Here is a 20686-nt window from a genome sequence, read left to right on the forward strand (position 1 = left end):
GGAACGGGTCATGAGAGTCAGCGTTTTCGGGCTCGGCTACGTGGGCTGCGTGTCGGCCGCGTGCCTGGCCAGCATGGGTCACGACGTCATCGGGGTGGACGTGAACCAGGTGAAGGTCGACCTGGTCAACGACGGCAAGGCCCCGGTGGTCGAGGAGCGGATCGGCGAGCTCATAGCCGAGGTCGTGCGAACCGGAGCGTTACGCGCCACCGGCGACGTCCGCGAGGCGATCATGAGCAGCGAGGTGTCACTGATCTGCGTGGGCACGCCGTCGGAACCCAACGGCAGCCTGTGTACCACGTACTTGGAGCGGGTCACCGAGCAGATCGGCGCCGCGCTGGCCGAGGGAGCCAAGCAGGGGGGCCGGCACACCGTCGTGTTCCGCAGCACCATGCTCCCGGGCACCTGCCTGAACCTGCTGGTACCGATCCTGGAGAAGTACGTCGGCGGCACGGCCGGGGTGGACATCGGGGTCGCCGTCAACCCGGAGTTCCTGCGCGAGGGCACGAGCGTGCGCGACTTCTTCGACCCGCCCAAGACCGTCATCGGCGAGCTCGACCCGGCAAGCGGCGATGCGGTGATGGCGCTGTACGACGGCTTGCCCGGCGAGGTGTTCCGGGTGCCGGTCCCGACGGCCGAGGCGATCAAATACGCGGACAACGCGTTCCACGGCCTCAAGATCGGCTTCGCGAACGAGCTGGGCGCGGTGTGCCAGGCGCTCGGGGTGGACTCGCACCAGGTGATGGACGTGTTCCTGGCCGACCGCAAGCTGAACATCAGCCCCGCCTACCTGCGGCCCGGCTTCGCCTTCGGTGGCTCCTGCCTGCCCAAGGACCTGCGCAGCCTGGTCCACGCGGCGCGGCGGGCCGACGTCTCGGTGCCCATCCTCGCCCATGTGCTGCCCTCCAACTCCGACCATCTGCAGCGCGCGGTGGAGCTGGTCGAGCGCACCGGCAAGCGCCGGGCGGGCCTGTTCGGGCTGTCCTTCAAACCCGGCACCGACGACCTCCGCGAGAGCCCGCTGGTCGAGCTGGCGGAGCGGCTCTTCGGCAAGGGTTACGACCTCAAGATCTATGACGCCAACGTGAGCCTTTCCCGGCTGCTCGGCGCGAACCGCGAGTACATCGAGACCCGGCTGCCGCACCTCGCGCAGCTGCTCGCGGATTCCGTCGACGAGGTGCTCGAGCACGCCGAGGTGTGCCTGGTCGGGACCAGGGATCCGGCCGTGCTGTCGGCGCTGCCCCATGGCGGCGGCCCGGTGATCGTCGACCTCATCCGCCTTCCCGACGCCGAGGCGCGCCGGGCCGAACCGGGGTACATGGGCCTTGCTTGGTGATGCGATCAGCGGTGACGGGTCGGGCCGGCGAGCGCTCATCCTGGTGGAGAACCTGTCGGTGCCGTTCGACCGGCGGGTGTGGCAGGAGTGCACGACGCTGCGCGACGCGGGCTGGACGGTGCACGTCATCTGTCCCCGGGGGGAGAAACGGGACACGGAGCCGGAGGCGGAGATCGACGGGGTGCGGATCCACCGCTACCCGTTGCGCGCGGCCACCGGAGGACCGGTCGGCTACCTGCGGGAGTACGGTTCGGCGTTGTGGCATACGGTCCGGCTGGCCCGGAAGGTCGGCCCGGTCGACGTGGTCCATGCCTGCAACCCGCCCGACCTGCTGTTCCTGCCGGCACTGTGGCTGAAGCGGCGCGGCGCGCGGTTCGTCTTCGACCAGCACGACCTGGTACCCGAGCTGTACCTCTCCCGGTTCGGCCGCGGCGAGGATCTGCTCTACCGCGCCGTGTGCGCGCTGGAACGGCTGACCTACCGGGCCGCGGACGTCGTGCTCGCCACGAACGAGAGCTACCGGGATGTCGCGATGCGCCGTGGCGGTCGGCGGCCCGAGGACATTTTCGTGGTGCGCAGCGCCCCTGCGATCGAGCGGTTCCAACCGGTGCCGCCCGAGCCGGAGTTGAAGCACGGCAAGCCTCATCTGCTGTGCTACCTCGGCGTCATGGGTCCGCAGGACGGCGTCGACTACGCCTTGCGCGCCCTCGCGAAGCTGCGCGACGAGTTGGGGCGGACCGACTGGCACGCGGTGTTCGTCGGCTCCGGCGACGCCTTCGACGCGATGGTGGAACTGTCCCGGCAGCTCGGGCTCTGTGAGCAGGTGCAGTTCACCGGGCGCATCCCCGACGCCGACCTGGTGCGCCACCTGTCCACCGCGGACGTGTGCCTCTCGCCCGACCCGCGCAATCCGCTCAACGACGTGTCGACCATGAACAAGGTCCTGGAGTACATGGCGATGGGCCGGCCGATCGTCTCGTTCGACCTCCGGGAGGCGCGCGTCTCCGCCGGTGACGCCGCCCTCTACGCGCCCGCCAACGACGAGGCCGCATTCGCCGGGCTCATCGCGCTGCTGCTCGACGATCCGGAGAAGCGGTCCCGGATGGGCAAGATCGGTCAGGAGCGGATCAGCGGGCAGCTTTCCTGGCGGCACTCACAAGCGTCGCTGCTCGCCGCCTACGCCGCCGCGTGCCGTGACCACACTCCGGTGCCGGCGAGCGGCCCCGTCCGCACAGGGAAGAGGCCGGGGCGTTGAGCGATGACACGATCCGCCTGGTCACGATCGGACGGATTCTCCGTCGGCGGTGGCGGCTTCTCGCCATCGTCGCCGTGCTCGGCGCGCTCGTCGGTTACGGCGCCTCGGTGCTGTTTCCGCCGCGGTACACGGCGTCGGCATCGGTCCTGCTGCCGGGGCAGTGGGAGGAGCGCGAGCTGCTGACTCAGGTCGACATCGCGACCAGTTCGGCGGTGGTCGACGGCGCGGCCGCCATGCTCGGCTGGAAGGGCGTCAGCGGCGGCGAGCTACGGGATCAAGTGAGCGCCCAGGCCGCCGACGGGAACATCATCAAGATCTCGGGTACAGCCGACACCCCAGCGCGCGCGCAGCAGCTCTCCGACCGGGTGGCCCAGCAGTTCGTCAGTTTCGCCACGCGGATCGCAGGCGGCAGCACCGACCCCGAAGCGGCTACGGGTTCCGAGGCGCTGCGGCAGAAGGTGGCGGAGACCAACCGCCGTATCACCGACCTGGCCAACGCGGCCGATCCGGGGCAGACCGTGGAGGGCGTGCAGGCCCGCACCGAGCTCGAGAAGCTGCGCACGTCGTTGCAGGAGGCCATGAAGAAACTGGACGAGGCCGACCCGGCGACCAACAAGGCCGGCATGGTCGTCATGGGGCCGGCAGCGCGGCCGATCGGCGCGGCGCCGCCGACGAGGACGCAGCTCGTCGTCGCCGGGGCACTGCTGTTCTTCCTGCTCGCGGTCATCGGCCATCTCGTCGCCGCACGGATGAATCGCCGACTGCGCACCGAACCGGAGATCGCCGCGGCGCTGGGCTCGGCGCTCCTCGGCACCGTCGACGTGCCTGGTGAAGGGCGCGCGCACCGGCCGGAAGGCAGTGGCCCACGGGCCTGGATCCGCCGACTCCTCGGCGTCGACACCCGGTGGGACATACCGACCCCGCAGAGGTCCGGCGACGAGGCGGGCATACGGATCCGCTACCGGCGGGTGTGCGCTCGCCTCAGGGACCAGCTGCCGGCCCCCCGGCGGCTGCTGGTTGTCGTACCGGACGGCGACGAGATCGCCCGCCGGGCCGCCGGGCAGCTCGTCACCGAGGCCAAGGGCGATCCGCTGCTGCGGGTGGTGGAGGTTTCGGTGGACCGGCCGATGGTGCCGGACCGCGACACCGAGTCCGGTGCTCTGGTCGTCATCAGCGCGGGCAGCTGGACCGCGGAGGAGCTCGCCGGCATCGCCGAGGCGTGTGCGGACGGCAGGCATGAGGTCGTCGGCATCGTCGTCGCCGGCCCGGTCCGGGCCCGTCCGAAGCGAACTGCCGACCGTCCTCCGGACGAGGCCACTCTGGCTCTCGCGGTGCGCGGCCCCGCGGCGGGAGGTTCGGTGTGACGACGGGCAAGACTGCGGAGTCGTCGGCCGCCGCTCCGCTCCTTGACCTGCAGGCGCTGGTGGTGGCGGTGCGCAGGCGCCGCCGCCTCTGGTGCGCCATGGCGCTGCTGGGGCTGCTGGTCGGCCCGGCGGTGGCGGTCCTGATGCCGCCGCCGCCGACCGCGGTGACCAAGGTGCTGGTCACGCATCAGGAGGACCAGCCGAACGACACCGGAACGCTGATCCGCACCGACGTCCAGCTGCTGGGGACCACCCGGATCGCCGAAAAGGCCCTGCGATCCCTCAAGTCCCCGGAAAAACCGGAAGACTTCATGGGGGACTACCGGGGTACCGGCTTGACCAACAACCTGCTGCAGATCACTGCGACAGGTGACAGCGACGCGGAAGCGGTGGCCCGGGCCGAGGCGCTGGCCGACGCGTTCGTCGCGGACCATGTGAAGCGGATGCGGGACACCGCGACGGCCGAGGCCAAGGCCCTGCTCGACCAGCGTGACCGCATGCGGGACGAACTCGCCCAGGTCAACAAGACGATCGGAGACCGGCCGCCGGGGGGCGACCCGAAAACGTCGGCGAGCATCGAGTCGCTCTTCGCCCGCCGGGCCGAGCTCATCTCGCGGATCGCCGATTTCGACCAACGGGCCGCGGAGGCGCGCACCGGCACGCCCAAGGTCGTCGCCGGCACGCAGATCGTGGACGCCCCGCGCGCGGTGCGGCACTCCCTGCCCAAGGCCGCGGTCACCAACGCCGCGATCGGGCTCGTCCTCGGGCTCTTCCTCGGGCTCGCGCTGGCCGCGGTCGGCACGGTGGTGGCGGACCGCCCCGTGTTGCGCCGGGACATCGCGGCGAACCTGGGCGCCTCGGTCGTCGCGGAGCTGCCCCGACGGTCGGGCAGGCTGTGGCAGCGCCGACGGACCCGGGCGGCACGCGAACGGCTCACCGTGTCCCTGGCCCGCACCGTGCGCGACTCCGCGGAACCGGTGTCGCTGCTGGAACTGGGCTGTGCGCGCAGCACGAGCGAGATCGCCCTGAACGTCGCCAGGGCGCTGGCGGCGGAGGGGCCGGTGGTCGTCATCGATGGTCTGCCCGACCAGCAGCTCGCGGGCCGCCGCCCGAAGCCGGGAGACCCGACCGTGGTCAGCGGCGAGCGTGCCGCGGCCGTGCCGGATCAGGGGCACCGGCTCGGCGTCGGCTCGGTCGCGCCCGGCACGGCGTGGACCGACCTCCAGTACCTCGGCACCCAGACCGTGCTCGTCGTGCGTGCCGGGCACGGCAGCGCCGCATGGCTGCACACCGTGGCGCGGCAGCTCGCGGACCAGCGCATTCCGGTGATCGGTGTGGTGCTGATCGACCCCGATCCGCGTGACCGGACCGACGGCACGCTGTGGGACGGGCTGCATATCGCGCTGCGGGGCCGTAGCGAGCGGTCGGCCCGGCAGAAGGGGACGGGCCGGCGGCGGTCGGAGCGGCTGCCCATGTGGGCCGCACGGGTCCCGGACAACGACCAGGAGGCGCGGTAGGACATGTGTGGCATCGCAGGCACGTACCGGTGGCCGGACGGGAAGGTCATGACGGACCGGCTCACCGATACCCTCGCCCACCGCGGCCCGGACGGAGCGGGCCGGTACAGTCACCCCGCCGGTGACGGCGAAGTGCACCTCGGTCACCGCCGGCTGGCCATCATCGACCTGTCCGGGACCGGCGCCCAGCCCATGGTCTCGGGCGGCCTCGCCCTGACGTACAACGGCGAGCTGTACAACGCGCCCGAGCTGCGTGCCGAGCTGGCAGCCGCCGGGGTGCGCTTCCGCGGCACCTCCGACACCGAGGTGCTGCTCGAGGCCTGGCGGCGCTGGGGCACGGACTGCCTGCCCCGGCTGCGCGGCATGTTCGCGTTCGGCATCTTCGACGAGCGAACCGGTGACCTGGTGCTCGCCCGCGACCAACTCGGCGTCAAGCCGCTGTTCCTGCTCCGGCGCGGTGCGGGCCTGGTGTTCGCCTCCGAGCTCAAGGCGCTCGCCGCCGCGACCGGCGGGTCGCTGCAGGTGGACCATGCGGCGCTGGTGGCCTCGCTGCTGTACTACTGGGTGCCCGACTCACGGTGCGCGTTCCGCGAAGCGGAGAAGCTGCCGCCGGGGAGCTGGCTGCGGTTCCGGCCCGACGGCCGGGTGGAGCGCGGCCGGTTCTGGCACCTGAAGGACGTCGCCGCCGAGGGCCGGGAGCGAGCCCGAAGCGGCGAACAGCCGGACGTGGCCGCCGTCGTCGAGGAGTCGACTCGGCGCCACATGCTCTCCGACGTACCCGTGGCGACGTTCCTTTCCGGCGGCCTTGACTCCAGCTATCTGACCGCGCTGGCGGCCCGCCACCAACCTGGGATCTCCGCCTACACGATCGGGTTCCGCGCCGAGGACGCCAAGTTCGAGGCGATGCCGGACGACCTGCGCCATGCCCGGCGGGTGGCCGAGCGGTTCGGTGTCGACCTGCACGAGATCGAGATCGCTCCGGACGTCCTCGACCTGCTGCCGCGGATGACGTACCACCTGGACGAGCCGATCGGCGACCCCGCCGCGATCAACACCTTCCTGATCTGCTCGGCCGCCCGGGAGGCCGGGGTCAAGGTGATGCTCTCGGGGATGGGCGCCGACGAGCTGTTCGCCGGCTACCGCAAGCACCTGGCCAACCTGCTCGCGCTGCGCTACCAGCGCGTCCCGCGACCTCTGCGGCACGGCCTGTCCAGAGCCGTGGACCGGCTGCCGGTCGCCACGTCCCGCCGGGGGTACCGGTCGGTGCGCTTCGCGAAGCGGTTCCTCTCCTTCGCCGATCTGCCGGAGGAGACCGCGTTCCGGCGCAGCTACACCATGTACGACCAGGACGAGCTGCTCGCCCTGGTCGATCCGGACCTGGCCGGGACCGTCGAGGACGTGCTGACCGAACACGCGGACATCTACCAGGACAACGACCTCGACGACTTCGTCAACCGCATGTGCCTGGGCGACGCCCGGATGTTCCTGCCGGGCCTGAACCTCGCCTACACGGACCGGTCGAGCATGGCCGCGTCGACCGAGGTGCGGGTGCCGTACGTGGACGTCGAGGTGGTCAGGGCGGCGTTCGCCGTGCCGGGCGATCGCAAGATCGTCGGACGGCAGGGCAAGGCCGTCCTCAAGGAGGCGGCCACCTCGATCCTGCCCCGGGAGATCGTGTACCGGCCCAAGGGCCTGTTCAGCGCCCCGCTGCGCGCCTGGATGAGCCGGGATCTGGCACCGCTGGTGCGCGAGGTGGTGCACGACGGGGTGCTCGTCCGCTCCGGGTTCCTGCGCCGCGACGCGCTGGCACGGCTCGTCGCCGAGGACGCCGCCGGGCGGCGGGACTTCTCCAAGCATCTGTGGCATGTGCTGACCCTCGAGTACTGGTATCGCGACGCGACCTCTGGGTCCGGCCAGAGCACTCGGTTAACGGCTTAGGAATCAGAGGAGTTCGGGTGAAGCAGGTCGTACAGAACTACAAGAGCGGCGAGCTGGCGGTGCTCGACGTGCCGGTGCCGGGGTGCAAGCCGGGCGGTGTGCTGGTCCGCAGCGCCTACTCGCTGATCTCCACGGGGACCGAGCTCATGAAGGTGTCCGAGGCCGGCATGTCGATGCTGGGCAAGGCCCGCTCCCGGCCGGACCAGGTGGCCAAGGTCATGCAGAGCGTGGCCACCAACGGGGTGCCCGCCACCTACCGCAAGGTGATGGGCAAGCTGGACTCCTACACGCCCCTGGGCTACTCGCTGTGCGGGGTGGTCGAGCAGGTCGGCGCCGGGATCGACGATGTGGCGGTCGGTGATCTCGTGGCCTGCGCCGGCAACGAGCACGCGTTGCACGCCGAGCTGAACTGGGTGCCGAAGAACCTCTACGCCCGGGTGCCGGACGGCCTCGCGCCGCGGCACGCCGCCTTCGGCACAGTCGGGTCGATCGCGTTGCAGGGCGTCCGCCGCGGCGAGCCACAGCTCGGCGACGTGGCGCTGGTCATCGGTCTCGGGCTGATCGGGCAGCTCGTGGTGCAGCTCCTTGCCGCTTCGGGCGTCCGCGTCGTCGGGGTCGACCCCGACCCGGTGCGCTGCGAGCTCGCCGAGCGCCTGGGTGCCGCGGCCTGCGGCGATCCCGCGTCCGCGGCCGTGGAGGCTTCCGTCGCCGAGCTCACCGGCGGTCACGGCGTGGACCAGGTGTACCTGGCCGCCGGAGGCGGCAGCAACCAGCCCGTCGAGCTGGCCGCCCGGCTCTGCCGCGACCGCGGCCGGGTCGTCGACATCGGCAAGTGCCGCCTGGACCTCCCGTGGAACGCGTACTACGAGAAGGAGCTCGACGTCCGGTTCTCCCGCAGTTACGGCCCCGGGCGCTACGACCCGGAGTACGAGCTCGAGGGGCGCGACTACCCGATCGGCTACGTGCGCTGGACCGAGCGCCGCAACCTGGCGTGCTTCCTCGATCTCCTCGCCCGCGGCAGCGTCGACGTGGAGCCTTTGGTCTCCCACACAGCCGAGTTCGATGACGCCGTCGAGACGTACCGGCGTCTGAAGGACGGCGACCTGAAGGCCGTGGCCGTGCTGTTCCGGTATCCCGGCCACCCCGACCAAGCTGTGGAAGCGGGGGCCCCGGCGGTGGCCGTGCCCGCGGTGAAGAGACACGGCGGAGGAACGTCCACGCCGGCCCGGGCCGCCAAGGCGCCCGTGCGGCTGGCGTTCGTCGGCGCGGGCAACTACGCGACGTCGATGCTGCTGCCCCACCTGGCACAGCGCGACGGCGTCGAATTGTCGACCGTCGTCACCACGACGGCGCTGTCCGCGGCCAACGCGAAGCGGAAGTTCGGCTTCGCCGAGGCGACCACCGATCTCGACGCCGTGCTCGGCGACAAGTCCGTCGACGCGGTGTTCGTGGTCACCCGGCACAGCTCGCACGCCGAACTGACCCGAAAGGCACTGCTGGCCGGCAAGACCGTGTTCGTGGAGAAGCCCCTGGCGCTCACCGAGGACGAACTCGCCGGTGTGCTCGCGGCGGTGGAGGAGTCCGGCAACGACCGGCTCCAGGTGGGCTTCAACCGGCGGTTCGCGCCGCTGCTGCGCGAGGCCAGGAAGCGGTTCGGCGCCCGGACCGGTCCGGCGCACCTGCGCTACCTGGTCAACGCGGGCCGGCTGCAGCACGGCAGCTGGTACCTCCAACAGGGCACCGAGGGCTCGCGGTTCGCCGGTGAGGGCGGGCACTTCATCGACACGGCGAGCTGGCTGCTCGCGGCCGACCCGGTCTCGGTGTACGCGGTCGCCACGTCCGGCAACGAGGACCTCCAGGTCGTGCTGCGCTACCCGGACGGGTCCACCGCCACGATCAGCTACGTCACCACCGGCCCGGCGGGCTTCCCCAAGGAGACGCTGGACCTGGTCGCGGACGGCCGTGCGCTGCGGCTCGACGACTTCGTCCGTGCCTCGGTCTACGGCCGCAAGCGGTGGGTCAGTTCGCGGCTGCCCAAGGCCCGGGACAAGGGCCAGAACGCCGAGCTGGCCGCGTTCATCAAGGCCGTGCGGACCGGCGGGCCGATGCCGGTGCCACTGGAGTCCCTCGTCGCCACCACGGCGGCCACCCTCGCTGTGCAGGCCGGCCTGGCCGGCGGCGCGCCGGTGACGTTGGCGAGGGCGCGATGACCGTGATCTCGGGGAGTGCGGGCTGGTACCTGCGGCGCCTGTCCCGGATGGGACCGCGGGAGGTCGGCGGCCGGGTGGGCGACGCGGTCCGCAGACGGCGGTGGCGGTCGGCGCGGCCGGACTGCCCGAGGGTGACCGACGCCCGGTTCACCGCGGTACTGCCCGCCGGGACGATCGCCGCAATACCTCCGGACGCCGCGAAACGTCTCATCGCCGAGGCGGACCGGCTGATGGCCGGGCACGCCGAGTATTTCGGAGTGGACCGCGACGACCTGGCCGACCCGGACTGGTGGTACGACCCGAAGACCGGGCGCCGGGCGCCCTGGGGCTACGCCTTCGACGTGCCGTACCGGAACGAGGACGCGGTCGGGGACATCAAGCAGATCTGGGAGCTGTCCCGGCATCAGTACCTCACCGTGCTCGCCGCCGCCTACGCGTTCACCGGGGACGAGCGGTACGCCGAGCGAGTGGCCGAGCACCTGCGGTCGTGGTGGGCGGGCAACGCGCCGCTGCGCGGAGTGCACTGGACCAGCGGGATCGAGCTGGGGATCCGGCTGCTGTCCTGGGTGTGGATCCGCCGGCTGCTCGACGGCTGGCCGGGCGTGGCCGGGCTGTTCGAGGGCAACCCGGTGGCGCTGAACCAGATCTGGCACCACCAGCGCTGGCTGGCCGCCTTCCCCAGCCGGGGGTCTTCGGCGAACAACCACGTCGTCGCCGAGGCCGCCGGGCAGTTCGCCGCGGCCTGCGCGTTCGGGTGGTTCCCCGCCTCGGCGCGTTGGCGAGCCGGCGCGCTGCGGTCGCTGGAGCGGCAGCTGCGCAACAACACCTTCGACTCCGGTCTCAACCGCGAGCTGGCCACCGAGTATCACGGGCTGGTGCTGGAGCTCGGCCTGGCCGCGGTGGCCGAGGCGGATGCCGCCGGCGTGCCGGTCCCCGCGTCGATCCGGCTGGTGCTGCTGCGGATGACCGACGCGCTCGCGGCCGTCGTGGACAACCGGTTACGTCCGCCGCGCCAGGGGGACGCGGACGACGGGCACGGTCTGGTCGTGGACGGCGCGGGCACCGACCGCTGGGCCTCGCTGCTGGCCACCGGGGACGCCGTGTTCGGCCGGCTCACCTGGTGGCCGGCGGTGACCGGCACCGATGTGCGCACCCCGCTGCTGGCCGCGCTCATCCGGCCGTACGCGGAACAGGGAACCGCACCGGCCGTGATCCGCCCGGCAAGCCGACCAGGGCACTTCGCCGACGCGGGCATGACCGTCCTGCGCGGTCCGGAGGAGATCTGGTGCCGCTGCGACGGTGGTCCGCACGGATTCCTGTCCATCGCCGCGCATGCCCACGCGGACGCGCTGTCCGTGGAGGTCCGGCACGACGGGGTCGACGTGCTCGCCGACCCGGGGACGTTCTGCTACCACGGGCAACCCGAGTGGCGGCAGTACTTCCGGTCGACCCTCGGCCACAACACCCTGCGGCTGGACGGCGGTGACCAGTCCGTCTCCGGCGGCCCGTTCCTCTGGACCCGGCATGCCCGCAGCCGCGTCCTGGCCGCGGACACAGCCGACGCCTCCGACGAGGGGACGGTCCGCTGGTGTGCCGAGCACGACGGTTACCAGCGCTCCGTGCACCGCCGCCGGGTGGAGCTGACGGCAGCGAGCCAGGAACTGAGGGTGGTCGACGAGGTGCGCGGCCCGCGCCGGGCCGTGCAGCTGGCGTTCCACCTCGGCCCGGCGATCGCCGCGGACCTGGCGGGGAACCGGGCGGTGCTCACCTGGATCCGGGACGGCGAGGGGCGCTCCGCGGTGCTCGACCTGCCCGGGGAGCTGTCATGGCGGGCGCATCGCGGCGAGACGGACCCGCCGCTGGGCTGGTACTCCGCCGGCTTCGGGCGCAAGGAACCCACCACCACGCTGGTCGGCACCGGCTTCGCCGACGGCGCGGCGGGGTTCACCACCGTACTCAGGTTCCGCGGCTAGGGGGGCGCGTGGGGATCAAGAGGCGGCACCGGGCGTTGGCGGCGGCACCGCTGGCGCTGGCCCTGCTGGCGGCGTCCGGCTGTGAGAGCGAACCGGGCGCCGGGGCGGGGCCGACCGCCGCGCCATCCATGTCCGGGGCGTCCTCCACGTCCGTGGCCCGGGTGTGCGCCAAGCCCGCGGCCGGGCCGGCGAACGCGCCGGCGGGTGCGGTGACGGTCGACCCCGCGGTCGTCGGTGACCTGGCAGCGAAGACGAAGAGCAGCCCTGCGAACACCACGTTCTGGCTTCGACCGGGCAAGCACAGGCTCGGGCGGGACCGCTACTCCCAGGTCGTCCCCAAGAAGGGGGACCGCTACCTCGGCGCGCCGGGCGCGGTGCTCGACGGCCAGAAGATCAACCAGTACGCGTTCGGCGGTACCGCCGGCAATGTCACCATCCGCTACCTGACCGTGCAGGGTTTCGTCGCGCCGCAGAACGAGGGCGTGGTCAACCATGACTCGGCCGACGGGTGGGTGATCGAGCACGCGACGATCCAGAACAACTCCGGCGCCGGGCTGATGGCCGGTGCCCGCCAGCGGGTCCGCGCCAGCTGCCTGCGCGGCAACGGACAGTACGGCATGAACGCGTACAAGGCCGAAGGCCGTATCAGCGACCTGGTGGTCGAGGGCAACGAGATCGTGGGCAACAACACCGGCGACTGGGAACGGCGGCGGAAGGGCTGCGGCTGCACCGGAGGCGTGAAGTTCTGGGCCGTCAACGGCGCCGACGTACGCGGCAACTGGGTGCACGACAACCGCGGAACAGGGTTGTGGGCGGACACCAACGACAACGACTTCCGCATCGAGAACAACGTGATCGAAGGCAACGACGGTGCCGCGCTGATCTACGAGACCAGCTACAACGCGGTCATCCGGAACAACACGATCCGGCGGAACAACTGGGTCGAGGGCCGCAGGGCGGCCGACCGCGGCGACACCTTCCCGTTCGCGACCGTCTACCTGTCCGAGTCCGGCGGCGAACCACGGATCCGAGCCCGCACCGACAAGATCGAGGTCTACCGGAACGTGCTGGAGAACAACTGGTCCGGGATCACCCTGTGGGAGAACGCCGACCGGTACTGCAACAGCCCGGCCAACACCTCCTCCGGTGACTGCACCTTGCTGGTCCGGGACACCGACCGCTGTGCGAGGCCGGCGATCGCCAAGCCACCGCTCTACGCCGACTGCCGGTGGAAGACCCAGCGGGTGGACATCCACGACAACCGCTTCGTGCTGGACGAGTCCGTCGTCAAGTGCACGGAGATGTGCGACCGCATGGCGGTGCTGGCCAACTACGGCACCTACCCGGACTGGTCGCCGTACCAGGGTGAAGGGGTGGCCGAGGCGATCACCCGCACGCAGCACAACCGCTGGCACGACAACGTCTACCTCGGACCATGGAAATTCGTCGCCCACGACCCGAGCCGGATACTCGACTTCGCTCAGTGGCAGAGCACGCCGTACCAGCAGGACGCGGGCAGCACCCTCGACCTCGACCCACGGGCCGGTGGTTGAGGTGGGCGGAGACCTGACGCGCGGTGGGATTTCGGGCGGACCGGCTACGGCGAGCACGCGGCCCGGCGCCGAACCGCGCCCTGCCGGCACACCGAGGATCGTCGGGATCGTCTGGGGGCTGCTGGTCCTCAACACGCTCGGCTCCGCCGGGGCGAAGACCATCGTCCCGCTGCCCCGCTCCCTCATCCAGATGGTCACCATGGGCGCGCTGGTCGCCGCGTTCGCGCTGGCGCTCGCGGTCAATCTCCGGCTGCGCATCCGAGCCAGTGCGTACGTGTTCCTGCTCACCCTGCTGCAGGTGACGAGCGTGATCTCCAGCGCGAACCTGGAGTCCGGGTTCGGCGCGCTGTTCCGCTGCGCCCGGCTGGCTCTCTTCGTCGGCACGCTGTGGCTGCTCAGCCGCTGGTGGGACGGCGGCCTGACGTTCGTCAGGCATCACATCCGGATGTACTTCGCGGTGCTCGGGTCGGTGGCTGCCGGCCTGGTCGCCTCACCGGGCGCGGCCCTGCCCGATCTCTACGGCGGTCGCCTTGTCGGCGCGTTGTGGCCGCTCACCCCGCCGCAGATCGGCCAGTACGCGGCGGTGATCATCGGGCTCACCGTGCTGCTCGTACTGGACCGCAGGACCGACAGGACCGGCGCCGCGGTGATCATCGTGCCGTCACTCGTCCTGCTCGCGCTGACCCATACCCGGACGGCCACGCTCGGCCTGTTCATCGGGTTGGCGTTGGCGATCGGCTCGCTCATCCTGACCAGCGCCGCGGCCCGCCGGTTCTTCACCTGGACAGTGCTGTGCGCCGCGGTGGCCGCGGTGGGGTTCGCCTCCGCGCTGCAGGCGTGGTTCCTGCGCGGACAGAGCAAGGAGAACTTCTCCAACCTGACCGGTCGGGCCAAGGTCTGGGACGCCCTGCTGGCTGCGCCCCGGTCGACCTCGGAGAAGTTGTTCGGCGTCGGCCTGGGCGACAAGTCTTTCGGCGGGCTGCCGATCGACAACAGCTGGCTGGCCGTTTACAACGAGCAGGGTCTGATCGGCGTCACCCTGGTCGCAGTGATCATCATCGTGCTGGGCGGCGTCGCGTTGCTGCGGCCACCGTCGCTGCAGAGGGCCTGCGCGATCTTCCTGATCAGCTACTGCGCGATCGCCTCGTACACCGAGGCCGGGCTGGGCGACGCCTCGCCGTACTTGCTGCATCTGGCCGTGGCCGCCTCGCTGCTGGCGGCACCTGCCGCGGCCACTCCCCTCTCGACGCCCGAAGTCCCTCGACAACGCGTCCCGCGATGGGCCCGGAGATCGGAGGTGACCTGAGCATGCACGTCCTCGTGGTGCACAACCGCTACGCCTCGGCGCAGCCGAGCGGGGAGAACAAGGTCGTCGACCAGGAGGTGGAGCTGCTGCGCGCTGCCGGCCACCGGGTCGAGGTGTTCGAGCGGCGCAGCGACGACATCGCCGCCCGTTCCCTGCTGGGCAAGGCCGCGCTACCGCTCCTCGTGCCGTGGAACCCGGCGGTCCGCGCGGAGCTCACCGCCCGGCTTCGCACCGAGCGGCCGGACGTGGTGCACGTCCACAACGTCTTCCCGCTCCTGTCGCCCGCGGTGCTGGCCGCCTGTGCCGACGCCGGCGTGCCCGCCGTCGCGACGCTGCACAACTACACCCAGGTCTGCCCGCCCGGCACGCTGCAGCGGGACGGCCGGCCGTGCACCGAGTGCGTCGGGGCGGCGCCGCTGCCCGCCGTGCGGCACGGCTGCTACCGGAACTCCCGGCTGGCGACGGTGCCGCTCGCGGTCAGCCTGTCGGTCAACCGGCGGCGGTGGTGGTCCGGCGTGGAGCGGTTCTTCTGCATCTCCGCGGCGCAGCGCGACGTCCTGGTGCGGGCCGGCATGCCACCCGAGCGGCTTGTGGTGAAGCACAACTTCGTGCCCGACCCGGGCGCCTGCCGAGCGGGCGCCGGCGAGCATCTGCTCTATCTCGGCCGGCTCGCGGAGGCCAAGGGCGTGCGGCTGCTCATGGCCGCGTGGGACGAGGTCGCGGCGAGCGGCGGTGTGGGCGTGCCGCTCGTGGTCGCCGGCGCGGGGCCGCTGGAACGAGAGGTGACCGCCTGGGCGGCGGGCCGGGACGACGTGCGGTACGTCGGCCTGTACGACCCGGCCCAGTGCCGGCAGGCCGTCGCGCGGTCGGTCGCCGTGGTGGCTCCCTCGACGTGGCTGGAGGCGTTCGGCCTGGTGGTCGTGGAGGCGATGGCGGCGGGGGTCCCGGCCGTCGCCGCCGGTCACGGCGCCTTCGTCGAACTGGTCGAGGACGGGGTGACCGGCCTGCTGCACCGGCCGGGCGAGCCCGCCTCGCTCGCGTCCTGCATACGCCGGATCACGGCCGAGCCGGCCCTGGGCCGGGAGATGGGCCAGGCGGCCCGGCGCCGTTACGAGCAGGCCTTCAGCCCGGCCGTCGGGCTGGAGCGCCTGGTGGAGGGGTACCGCACCGCGATCGCGGGTCGGTCAGTACTGGCTCGCGGCGGGGACACCCGCGCGAGCAGGGGGGATGGGGACAGTAGATGACACGATGCCGACTCTGCGGCTCGGAAGCGATGGCGAGCGTCGTCGATCTGGGGGCGACGCCACCATGTGAGAGCTTTCTGGCCGCGGACCAACTGGATCAACCGGAGCCCGCGTACCCGCTGCACCTGCGGGTCTGCACCGACTGCTGGCTGGCGCAGATACCTCCGCTGATCACGCCGGAGGAGACGTTCAGCGAGTACGCGTACTTCTCCTCCTACTCGACCTCCTGGGTGGAGCACGCGCGCACGTTCGTCGCGGACGCCGTGGAGCGGGTGGGTCTCGGCCCGGACGCCTTCGTGGTCGAGGTCGCGAGCAACGACGGGTACCTGCTGAAGCACGTGGTGGACCGCGGGATCCGCTGCCTCGGCATCGAGCCCTCGGTGAACGTCGGCGCCGCGGCGCGGGACGCGGGTGTACCCACGCTCACGGAGTTCCTGGACCCGGCCACCGGCGCCGCCGTCCGCGCCGAGCACGGCCCGGCGGACCTGGTCGTGGCCAACAACGTGTACGCGCACATCCCCGACGTGGTCGGGTTCACCCAGGGGCTGCGCGCCCTGGTCGCCGACGACGGCTGGGTCTCCATCGAGGTGCAGCACCTGCTGACCCTGATCGAGGAGAACCAGTACGACACGATCTACCACGAGCACTTCCAGTACTACACGGTCGCCTCCGCGACCCGGGCGCTGGCGAGCGGCGGACTCGCGCTCGTGGACGTCGAGCTGCTGCCCACGCACGGCGGCTCCATCCGGCTGTGGGCCCGGCCGGCCGAGGTGGCCGGCGGGCCGACGCAGCAGGTGGCCGACGTGCTGGACCGGGAGAAGGCCGCCGGGCTGCAGGAGCTGTCCGGGTACACCGAGTTCTCCGCCCGGGTGGCCAAGGTGCGCCGGGACCTCCTGCGGTTCCTCATCGACGCGGCCGAGCGCGGCGAGACGGTCGTCGGCTACGGCGCCCCGGGCAAGGGCAACACCCTGCTCAACCACTGCGGCATCCGGCCCGACCTGCTCCCGTACACGGTCGACCGCAACCCCTACAAGCACGGCAGGTTCACCCCGGGCACCCGCATCCCGATCCTGTCGCCCGAGCAGATAGCCGCCGACAGACCGGACTACGTCCTCGTCCTCCCGTGGAACCTGCGGGCCGAGCTGGTCGAGCAGTTGTCCTTCGTGCACGACTGGGGCGGCCGACTGGTCTTTCCCATCCCGGAACTGAGCATTGCCGAGGTCACGTCATGAAGGTCGTTCTGTTCTGCGGCGGTTACGGGATGCGGATGCGCAACGGAGCCGCCGACGACGTGCCCAAGCCGATGGCGATGGTCGGCCCGCGGCCGCTGATCTGGCACGTCATGCGCTACTACGCGCACTTCGGGCACACGGAGTTCATCCTGTGCCTCGGGTACGGGGCGCACCACATCAAGGACTTCTTCCTCAACTACGAGGAGACGACGTCCAACGACTTCGTGCTGCGGGGCGGCCGGACCGAGCTGCTGTCCACCGACATCTCGGACTGGACGATCACGTTCGCGCAGACCGGCATCGAGTCACCGATCGGGGAGCGGTTGCGCCGGGTGCGGCACCACCTGGACGGCGACGAGATGTTCCTCGCCAACTACGCCGACGTGCTCACCGACGCCCCGCTGCCGGAGATGATCGACCGGTTCGCCCGGCGCGACGCCGGTGCGTCGATGATGGTGGTGCCGCCGCAGTCGTCGTTCCACTGCGTGGAGTTGGGCGAGGACGGCCTGGTGGGCGGCATCACCGCGGTGAGCGAGCTGCCGCTGTGGGAGAACGGCGGCTACTTCGTGCTCCGCCAGGAGGTCTTCGACCACATCCCGGAGAACGGGGACCTGGTCGCCGACGGATGCGCCCAACTGGCCAAGCGCGGCCGGTTGGTGGCGCACCAGCACCGCGGCTTCTGGAAGCCGACCGACACCGTGAAGGAGCGGGCCGCGCTCGACGCCGCCTACGCCCGGGGCGACCGCCCGTGGGCCGTGTGGGAACGGGACGGTGCGGGAGCGGGCGCCGGAGCGAGAGCGTGATCCGGCTCGGGGCCGGGCGCCTGGACCGGCTCGTCGCGGTGGGCGCGCACTGCGACGACATCGCCATCGGCGCCGGCGGGACGCTGCTGACGCTGTGCCTCGCGCGGCCGGGTATCCGCGTCGACGCGCTGGTGCTCTCCGGCGGCGGCACCGAGCGGGAGCAGGAGGAACAAGCCGCGCTCGCCGCCTTCTGCCCGGGCGCCGACCTGCGGCTGACGGTGCACAAGCTGCCGGACGGCCGGCTGCCCGCGCACTGGGAAGAGGCCAAGGCCGCGGTCGAGGAACTGCGCGCGGGGGCAGAGCCGGATCTCGTACTGGCCCCGCGCACCGATGACGCGCACCAGGATCACCGCGGCCTGGCGAAACTGATACCCACCGCGTTCCGCGACCACCTCGTGCTCGGCTACGAGATCGTCAAGTGGGACGGCGACCTCGGCCGTCCGGCGGCGTACCAGCCGCTCCCGCCGGAGATCGCGGAACAGAAGGTGCGGCTGCTGCAGGAGCACTACCCCTCGCAGCGGCACCGGCCCTGGTACGACCGGGAGGCCTTCCTCGGGCTGGCCCGGATCCGTGGCATCGAATGCCACGAGCGTTACGCCGAGGCGTTCGCCGTCACCAAACTCACTCTCGACCTGGGGGAATGAACCTTGCGCATACTGCTGACCGGACACCAGGGCTACCTGGGCACGGTGATGGCCCCGGTCCTCGCGGCTGCCGGGCACGAGGTCGTCGGTCTTGACGCCGGCCTGTTCGCCGACTGCGTTCTGGGCCCGTCGCCCGCGGACCCGTCCGGGCATCGGGTGGACCTGCGCGACGTCACGGCCGAACACGTGGCCGGGGTGGACGCCGTGATCCACCTGGCCGCGCTGTCCAACGACCCGCTGGGATCGCTGGCGCCGGAGCTCACCTACGACATCAACCACCACGCGTCCGTGCGGCTTGCCCGGCTGGCCCGCGACGCCGGAGTGCGGCGCTTCCTGTACGCGTCGACCTGCTCGGTCTACGGCGCCGCCGGCGGCGACGACTCGGCGAACCTGGTGACCGAGGACGCCCCGCTGCGTCCGGTGACGCCGTACGCGGAGTCCAAGGTGCGGGTGGAGGACGACCTGCACACGCTGTCCGACGCCGACTTCAGCCCGGTGTTCATGCGTAACGCCACCGCCTTCGGCCACTCACCCCGGCTGCGCGCCGACATCGTGCTGAACAACCTGGTGGGCCACGCACTCCTGTCCGGCGAGGTCCTTGTGCTCTCCGACGGCACCCCCTGGCGCCCGCTGGTGCACGCCGCCGACATCGCACGGGCCTTCGCGGCCGCGCTGGTCGCGCCGCGGGAAGCGGTGCACGACCGGGCGTTCAACATCGGCAGCGAGGTCAACAACGTCACGGTCGCCGAGATCGCCGAGCAGGTCGCCGAGGCGGTGTCCGGAGCGAAGGTGGTGATCACCGGCGAGACCGGTGCCGATCCGCGGTCGTACCGGGTGGACTTCTCCCGGTTCCGCACGGCGATACCCGGCTTCGACTGCGAGTGGACGGTGAAGCAGGGCGCGCTCGAACTCGCCGACGCCTACCGGAAACACGGGCTGACCCGGGAGGACTTCGAGCAGCGCTTCACCCGCCTTGCCGTGCTGCGCGCGGCGTCCGAGGCCGGCGCCGTCGACGACACCCTGCGGTGGCGCCGGTGACCGAGGCCGGCGAAGAGATGTACGCGCTGGTGGAGCGGCTGTACCCGCTGTGCCGGAGCATCACCGGCGACGGTGTGCGCGCGACCCTGGAGATCGTCGGCGAGTACGTCCCGCTGCAGGTGCACGAGGTGCCGACCGGGACGCGGGTGCTCGACTGGACGGTGCCGCAGGAGTGGAACATCCGGGACGCGTACATCGCCGACAGCGCCGGCAACCGGGTCGTCGACTTCGCCGCGTCCAGCCTGCACGTGCTCGGCTACAGCGTGCCGGTGTCGGCGACCATGCCACTGGCCGAGCTGCGTGGACACCTGCACACCCTGCCGGACCACCCGGCCTGGGTGCCGTACCGCACCAGCTACTACAAGCCGGAATGGGGGTTCTGCCTGGCCCAGGAGACCTTGGACGCGCTGCCGGACGGCGAGTACGAGGTGTGCGTCGACTCCGCACTCACCGATGGCCACCTCACCTACGCCGAGCACGTGGTCCCCGGGCAGGTCTCCGACGAGGTGATCGTCTCCTGCCACGTCTGCCACCCGTCGCTGGCCAACGACAACCTGGCCGGCGTCGCGGTGGCGACGTTCCTGGCGCGGGCGCTGGCGGAGCAGTCGCCGTACTACACCTACCGGTTCCTGTTCGCGCCCGGCACCATCGGGGCGATCACCTGGCTGGCCCGCAACGCGGAGCGGGTGGAGCGGGTCAAGCACGGGCTGGTGCTGGCCTGCGCCGGCGACTCGGGCCGGCTGACCTACAAGCGGAGCAGGCGCGGCGACGCGGAGATCGACCGGGTGATGCGGCACGTGCTTCTCGCATCCGACCGCCCGCACCAGGTCGTCGAGTTCACTCCGTACGGCTACGACGAGCGGCAGTTCTGCTCGCCCGGGTTCGATCTCGGCGTGGGCTCGCTCAGCCGGACCCCGTACGCCGGCTACCCCGAATACCACACCTCGGCGGACAACCTGGACTTCGTCTCTCCACAGGCGATGGCGGACACGCTCGCCGTCTGTCGCGAGGCGTTCGCCGTCCTCGACCGCAACCGGCGGTACGTCAACCTCAGCCCCTACGGCGAGCCACAGCTGGGCCGGCGCGGGCTGTACGACTCGCTCGGCGGCCGCAGCGACGCGAAGCAGGCCCAGATGGCCATGCTCTGGGTGCTCAGCCTCTCCGACGGCGAGCACAGTCTGCTCGACGTCGCCGAGCGGTCCGGGCTGCCGTTCGACACCGTCGCCGCCGCGGCCGGCGCCCTGCACGGCGCGGGGCTGATCAAGGCATGACG

At 71.6% G+C, this 20686-nt stretch carries 15 protein-coding genes; all 15 read left to right on the top strand.

From position 1 onward, the window contains the following. Window positions 1–10 precede the first annotated feature (10 nt). From AVL59_RS31095 to AVL59_RS31165, 15 genes are read left to right on the top strand one after another with little or no spacing between them, the layout of a single operon-like run. The gene (locus AVL59_RS31095) at window positions 11–1336 is read left to right on the top strand and encodes a nucleotide sugar dehydrogenase (RefSeq protein WP_067311104.1); all 1326 of its coding nucleotides are present in this window, start codon (window positions 11–13) and stop codon (window positions 1334–1336) included. Continuing rightward, window positions 1326–2591: a glycosyltransferase family 4 protein gene (locus AVL59_RS31100; protein ID WP_067311107.1), complete on the top strand. Its 1266-nt coding sequence runs from the start codon at window positions 1326–1328 to the stop codon at window positions 2589–2591. The genes AVL59_RS31095 and AVL59_RS31100 overlap by 11 nt, the downstream gene beginning before the upstream one ends. Beyond that, window positions 2588–3955, top strand: a complete 1368-nt coding sequence (locus AVL59_RS31105) for a Wzz/FepE/Etk N-terminal domain-containing protein (protein ID WP_067311109.1) — start codon at window positions 2588–2590, stop codon at window positions 3953–3955. Before AVL59_RS31100 ends, AVL59_RS31105 begins: the two co-directional genes overlap by 4 nt. Further along, window positions 3952–5472, top strand: coding sequence for a Wzz/FepE/Etk N-terminal domain-containing protein (locus tag AVL59_RS31110; protein ID WP_067311112.1), 1521 nt, complete (start codon window positions 3952–3954; stop codon window positions 5470–5472). Before AVL59_RS31105 ends, AVL59_RS31110 begins: the two co-directional genes overlap by 4 nt. A gap of 3 nt (window positions 5473–5475) precedes the next feature. After that, complete coding sequence (asnB, locus tag AVL59_RS31115; RefSeq protein ID WP_067311114.1) at window positions 5476–7410, top strand: asparagine synthase (glutamine-hydrolyzing); 1935 nt, start codon at window positions 5476–5478, stop codon at window positions 7408–7410. 17 nt (window positions 7411–7427) lie between these two features. After that, window positions 7428–9620 carry a bi-domain-containing oxidoreductase gene (locus tag AVL59_RS31120; RefSeq protein ID WP_067311117.1) on the top strand — a complete coding sequence of 731 codons (2193 nt, stop codon included), beginning with the start codon at window positions 7428–7430 and terminating at the stop codon, window positions 9618–9620. After that, window positions 9617–11593: an alginate lyase family protein gene (locus AVL59_RS31125; protein WP_067311120.1), complete on the top strand. Its 1977-nt coding sequence runs from the start codon at window positions 9617–9619 to the stop codon at window positions 11591–11593. Before AVL59_RS31120 ends, AVL59_RS31125 begins: the two co-directional genes overlap by 4 nt. An 8-nt stretch (window positions 11594–11601) precedes the next feature. Continuing rightward, window positions 11602–13146: a right-handed parallel beta-helix repeat-containing protein gene (locus AVL59_RS31130; RefSeq protein ID WP_067311123.1), complete on the top strand. Its 1545-nt coding sequence runs from the start codon at window positions 11602–11604 to the stop codon at window positions 13144–13146. 1 nt (window position 13147) lies between these two features. Next, complete coding sequence (locus AVL59_RS31135; protein WP_079147095.1) at window positions 13148–14452, top strand: O-antigen ligase family protein; 1305 nt, start codon at window positions 13148–13150, stop codon at window positions 14450–14452. 2 nt (window positions 14453–14454) lie between these two features. Next, window positions 14455–15696: a glycosyltransferase gene (locus tag AVL59_RS31140; protein WP_067317982.1), complete on the top strand. Its 1242-nt coding sequence runs from the start codon at window positions 14455–14457 to the stop codon at window positions 15694–15696. Next, window positions 15693–16928 carry a class I SAM-dependent methyltransferase gene (locus tag AVL59_RS31145; RefSeq protein ID WP_067311126.1) on the top strand — a complete coding sequence of 412 codons (1236 nt, stop codon included), beginning with the start codon at window positions 15693–15695 and terminating at the stop codon, window positions 16926–16928. The genes AVL59_RS31140 and AVL59_RS31145 overlap by 4 nt, the downstream gene beginning before the upstream one ends. Next, a complete protein-coding gene (locus tag AVL59_RS31150; RefSeq protein WP_067311128.1) occupies window positions 16925–17731 on the top strand; it encodes a glycosyltransferase family protein in 807 nt (268 codons plus the stop codon). The genes AVL59_RS31145 and AVL59_RS31150 overlap by 4 nt, the downstream gene beginning before the upstream one ends. Beyond that, window positions 17728–18375, top strand: coding sequence for a PIG-L deacetylase family protein (locus AVL59_RS31155; RefSeq protein WP_067311131.1), 648 nt, complete (start codon window positions 17728–17730; stop codon window positions 18373–18375). The genes AVL59_RS31150 and AVL59_RS31155 overlap by 4 nt, the downstream gene beginning before the upstream one ends. Before the next feature lie 3 nt (window positions 18376–18378). Further along, entirely contained in the window at window positions 18379–19413 is a 1035-nt protein-coding gene (locus AVL59_RS31160) for an NAD-dependent epimerase/dehydratase family protein (RefSeq protein ID WP_067311134.1), read from the top strand. Next, window positions 19401–20684, top strand: a complete 1284-nt coding sequence (locus tag AVL59_RS31165; protein ID WP_067311136.1) for a DUF4910 domain-containing protein — start codon at window positions 19401–19403, stop codon at window positions 20682–20684. The genes AVL59_RS31160 and AVL59_RS31165 overlap by 13 nt, the downstream gene beginning before the upstream one ends. Window positions 20685–20686: the final 2 nt, after the last annotated feature.

It is taken from the genome of Streptomyces griseochromogenes (genome assembly GCF_001542625.1).
Classification (GTDB): domain Bacteria; phylum Actinomycetota; class Actinomycetes; order Streptomycetales; family Streptomycetaceae; genus Streptomyces; species Streptomyces griseochromogenes.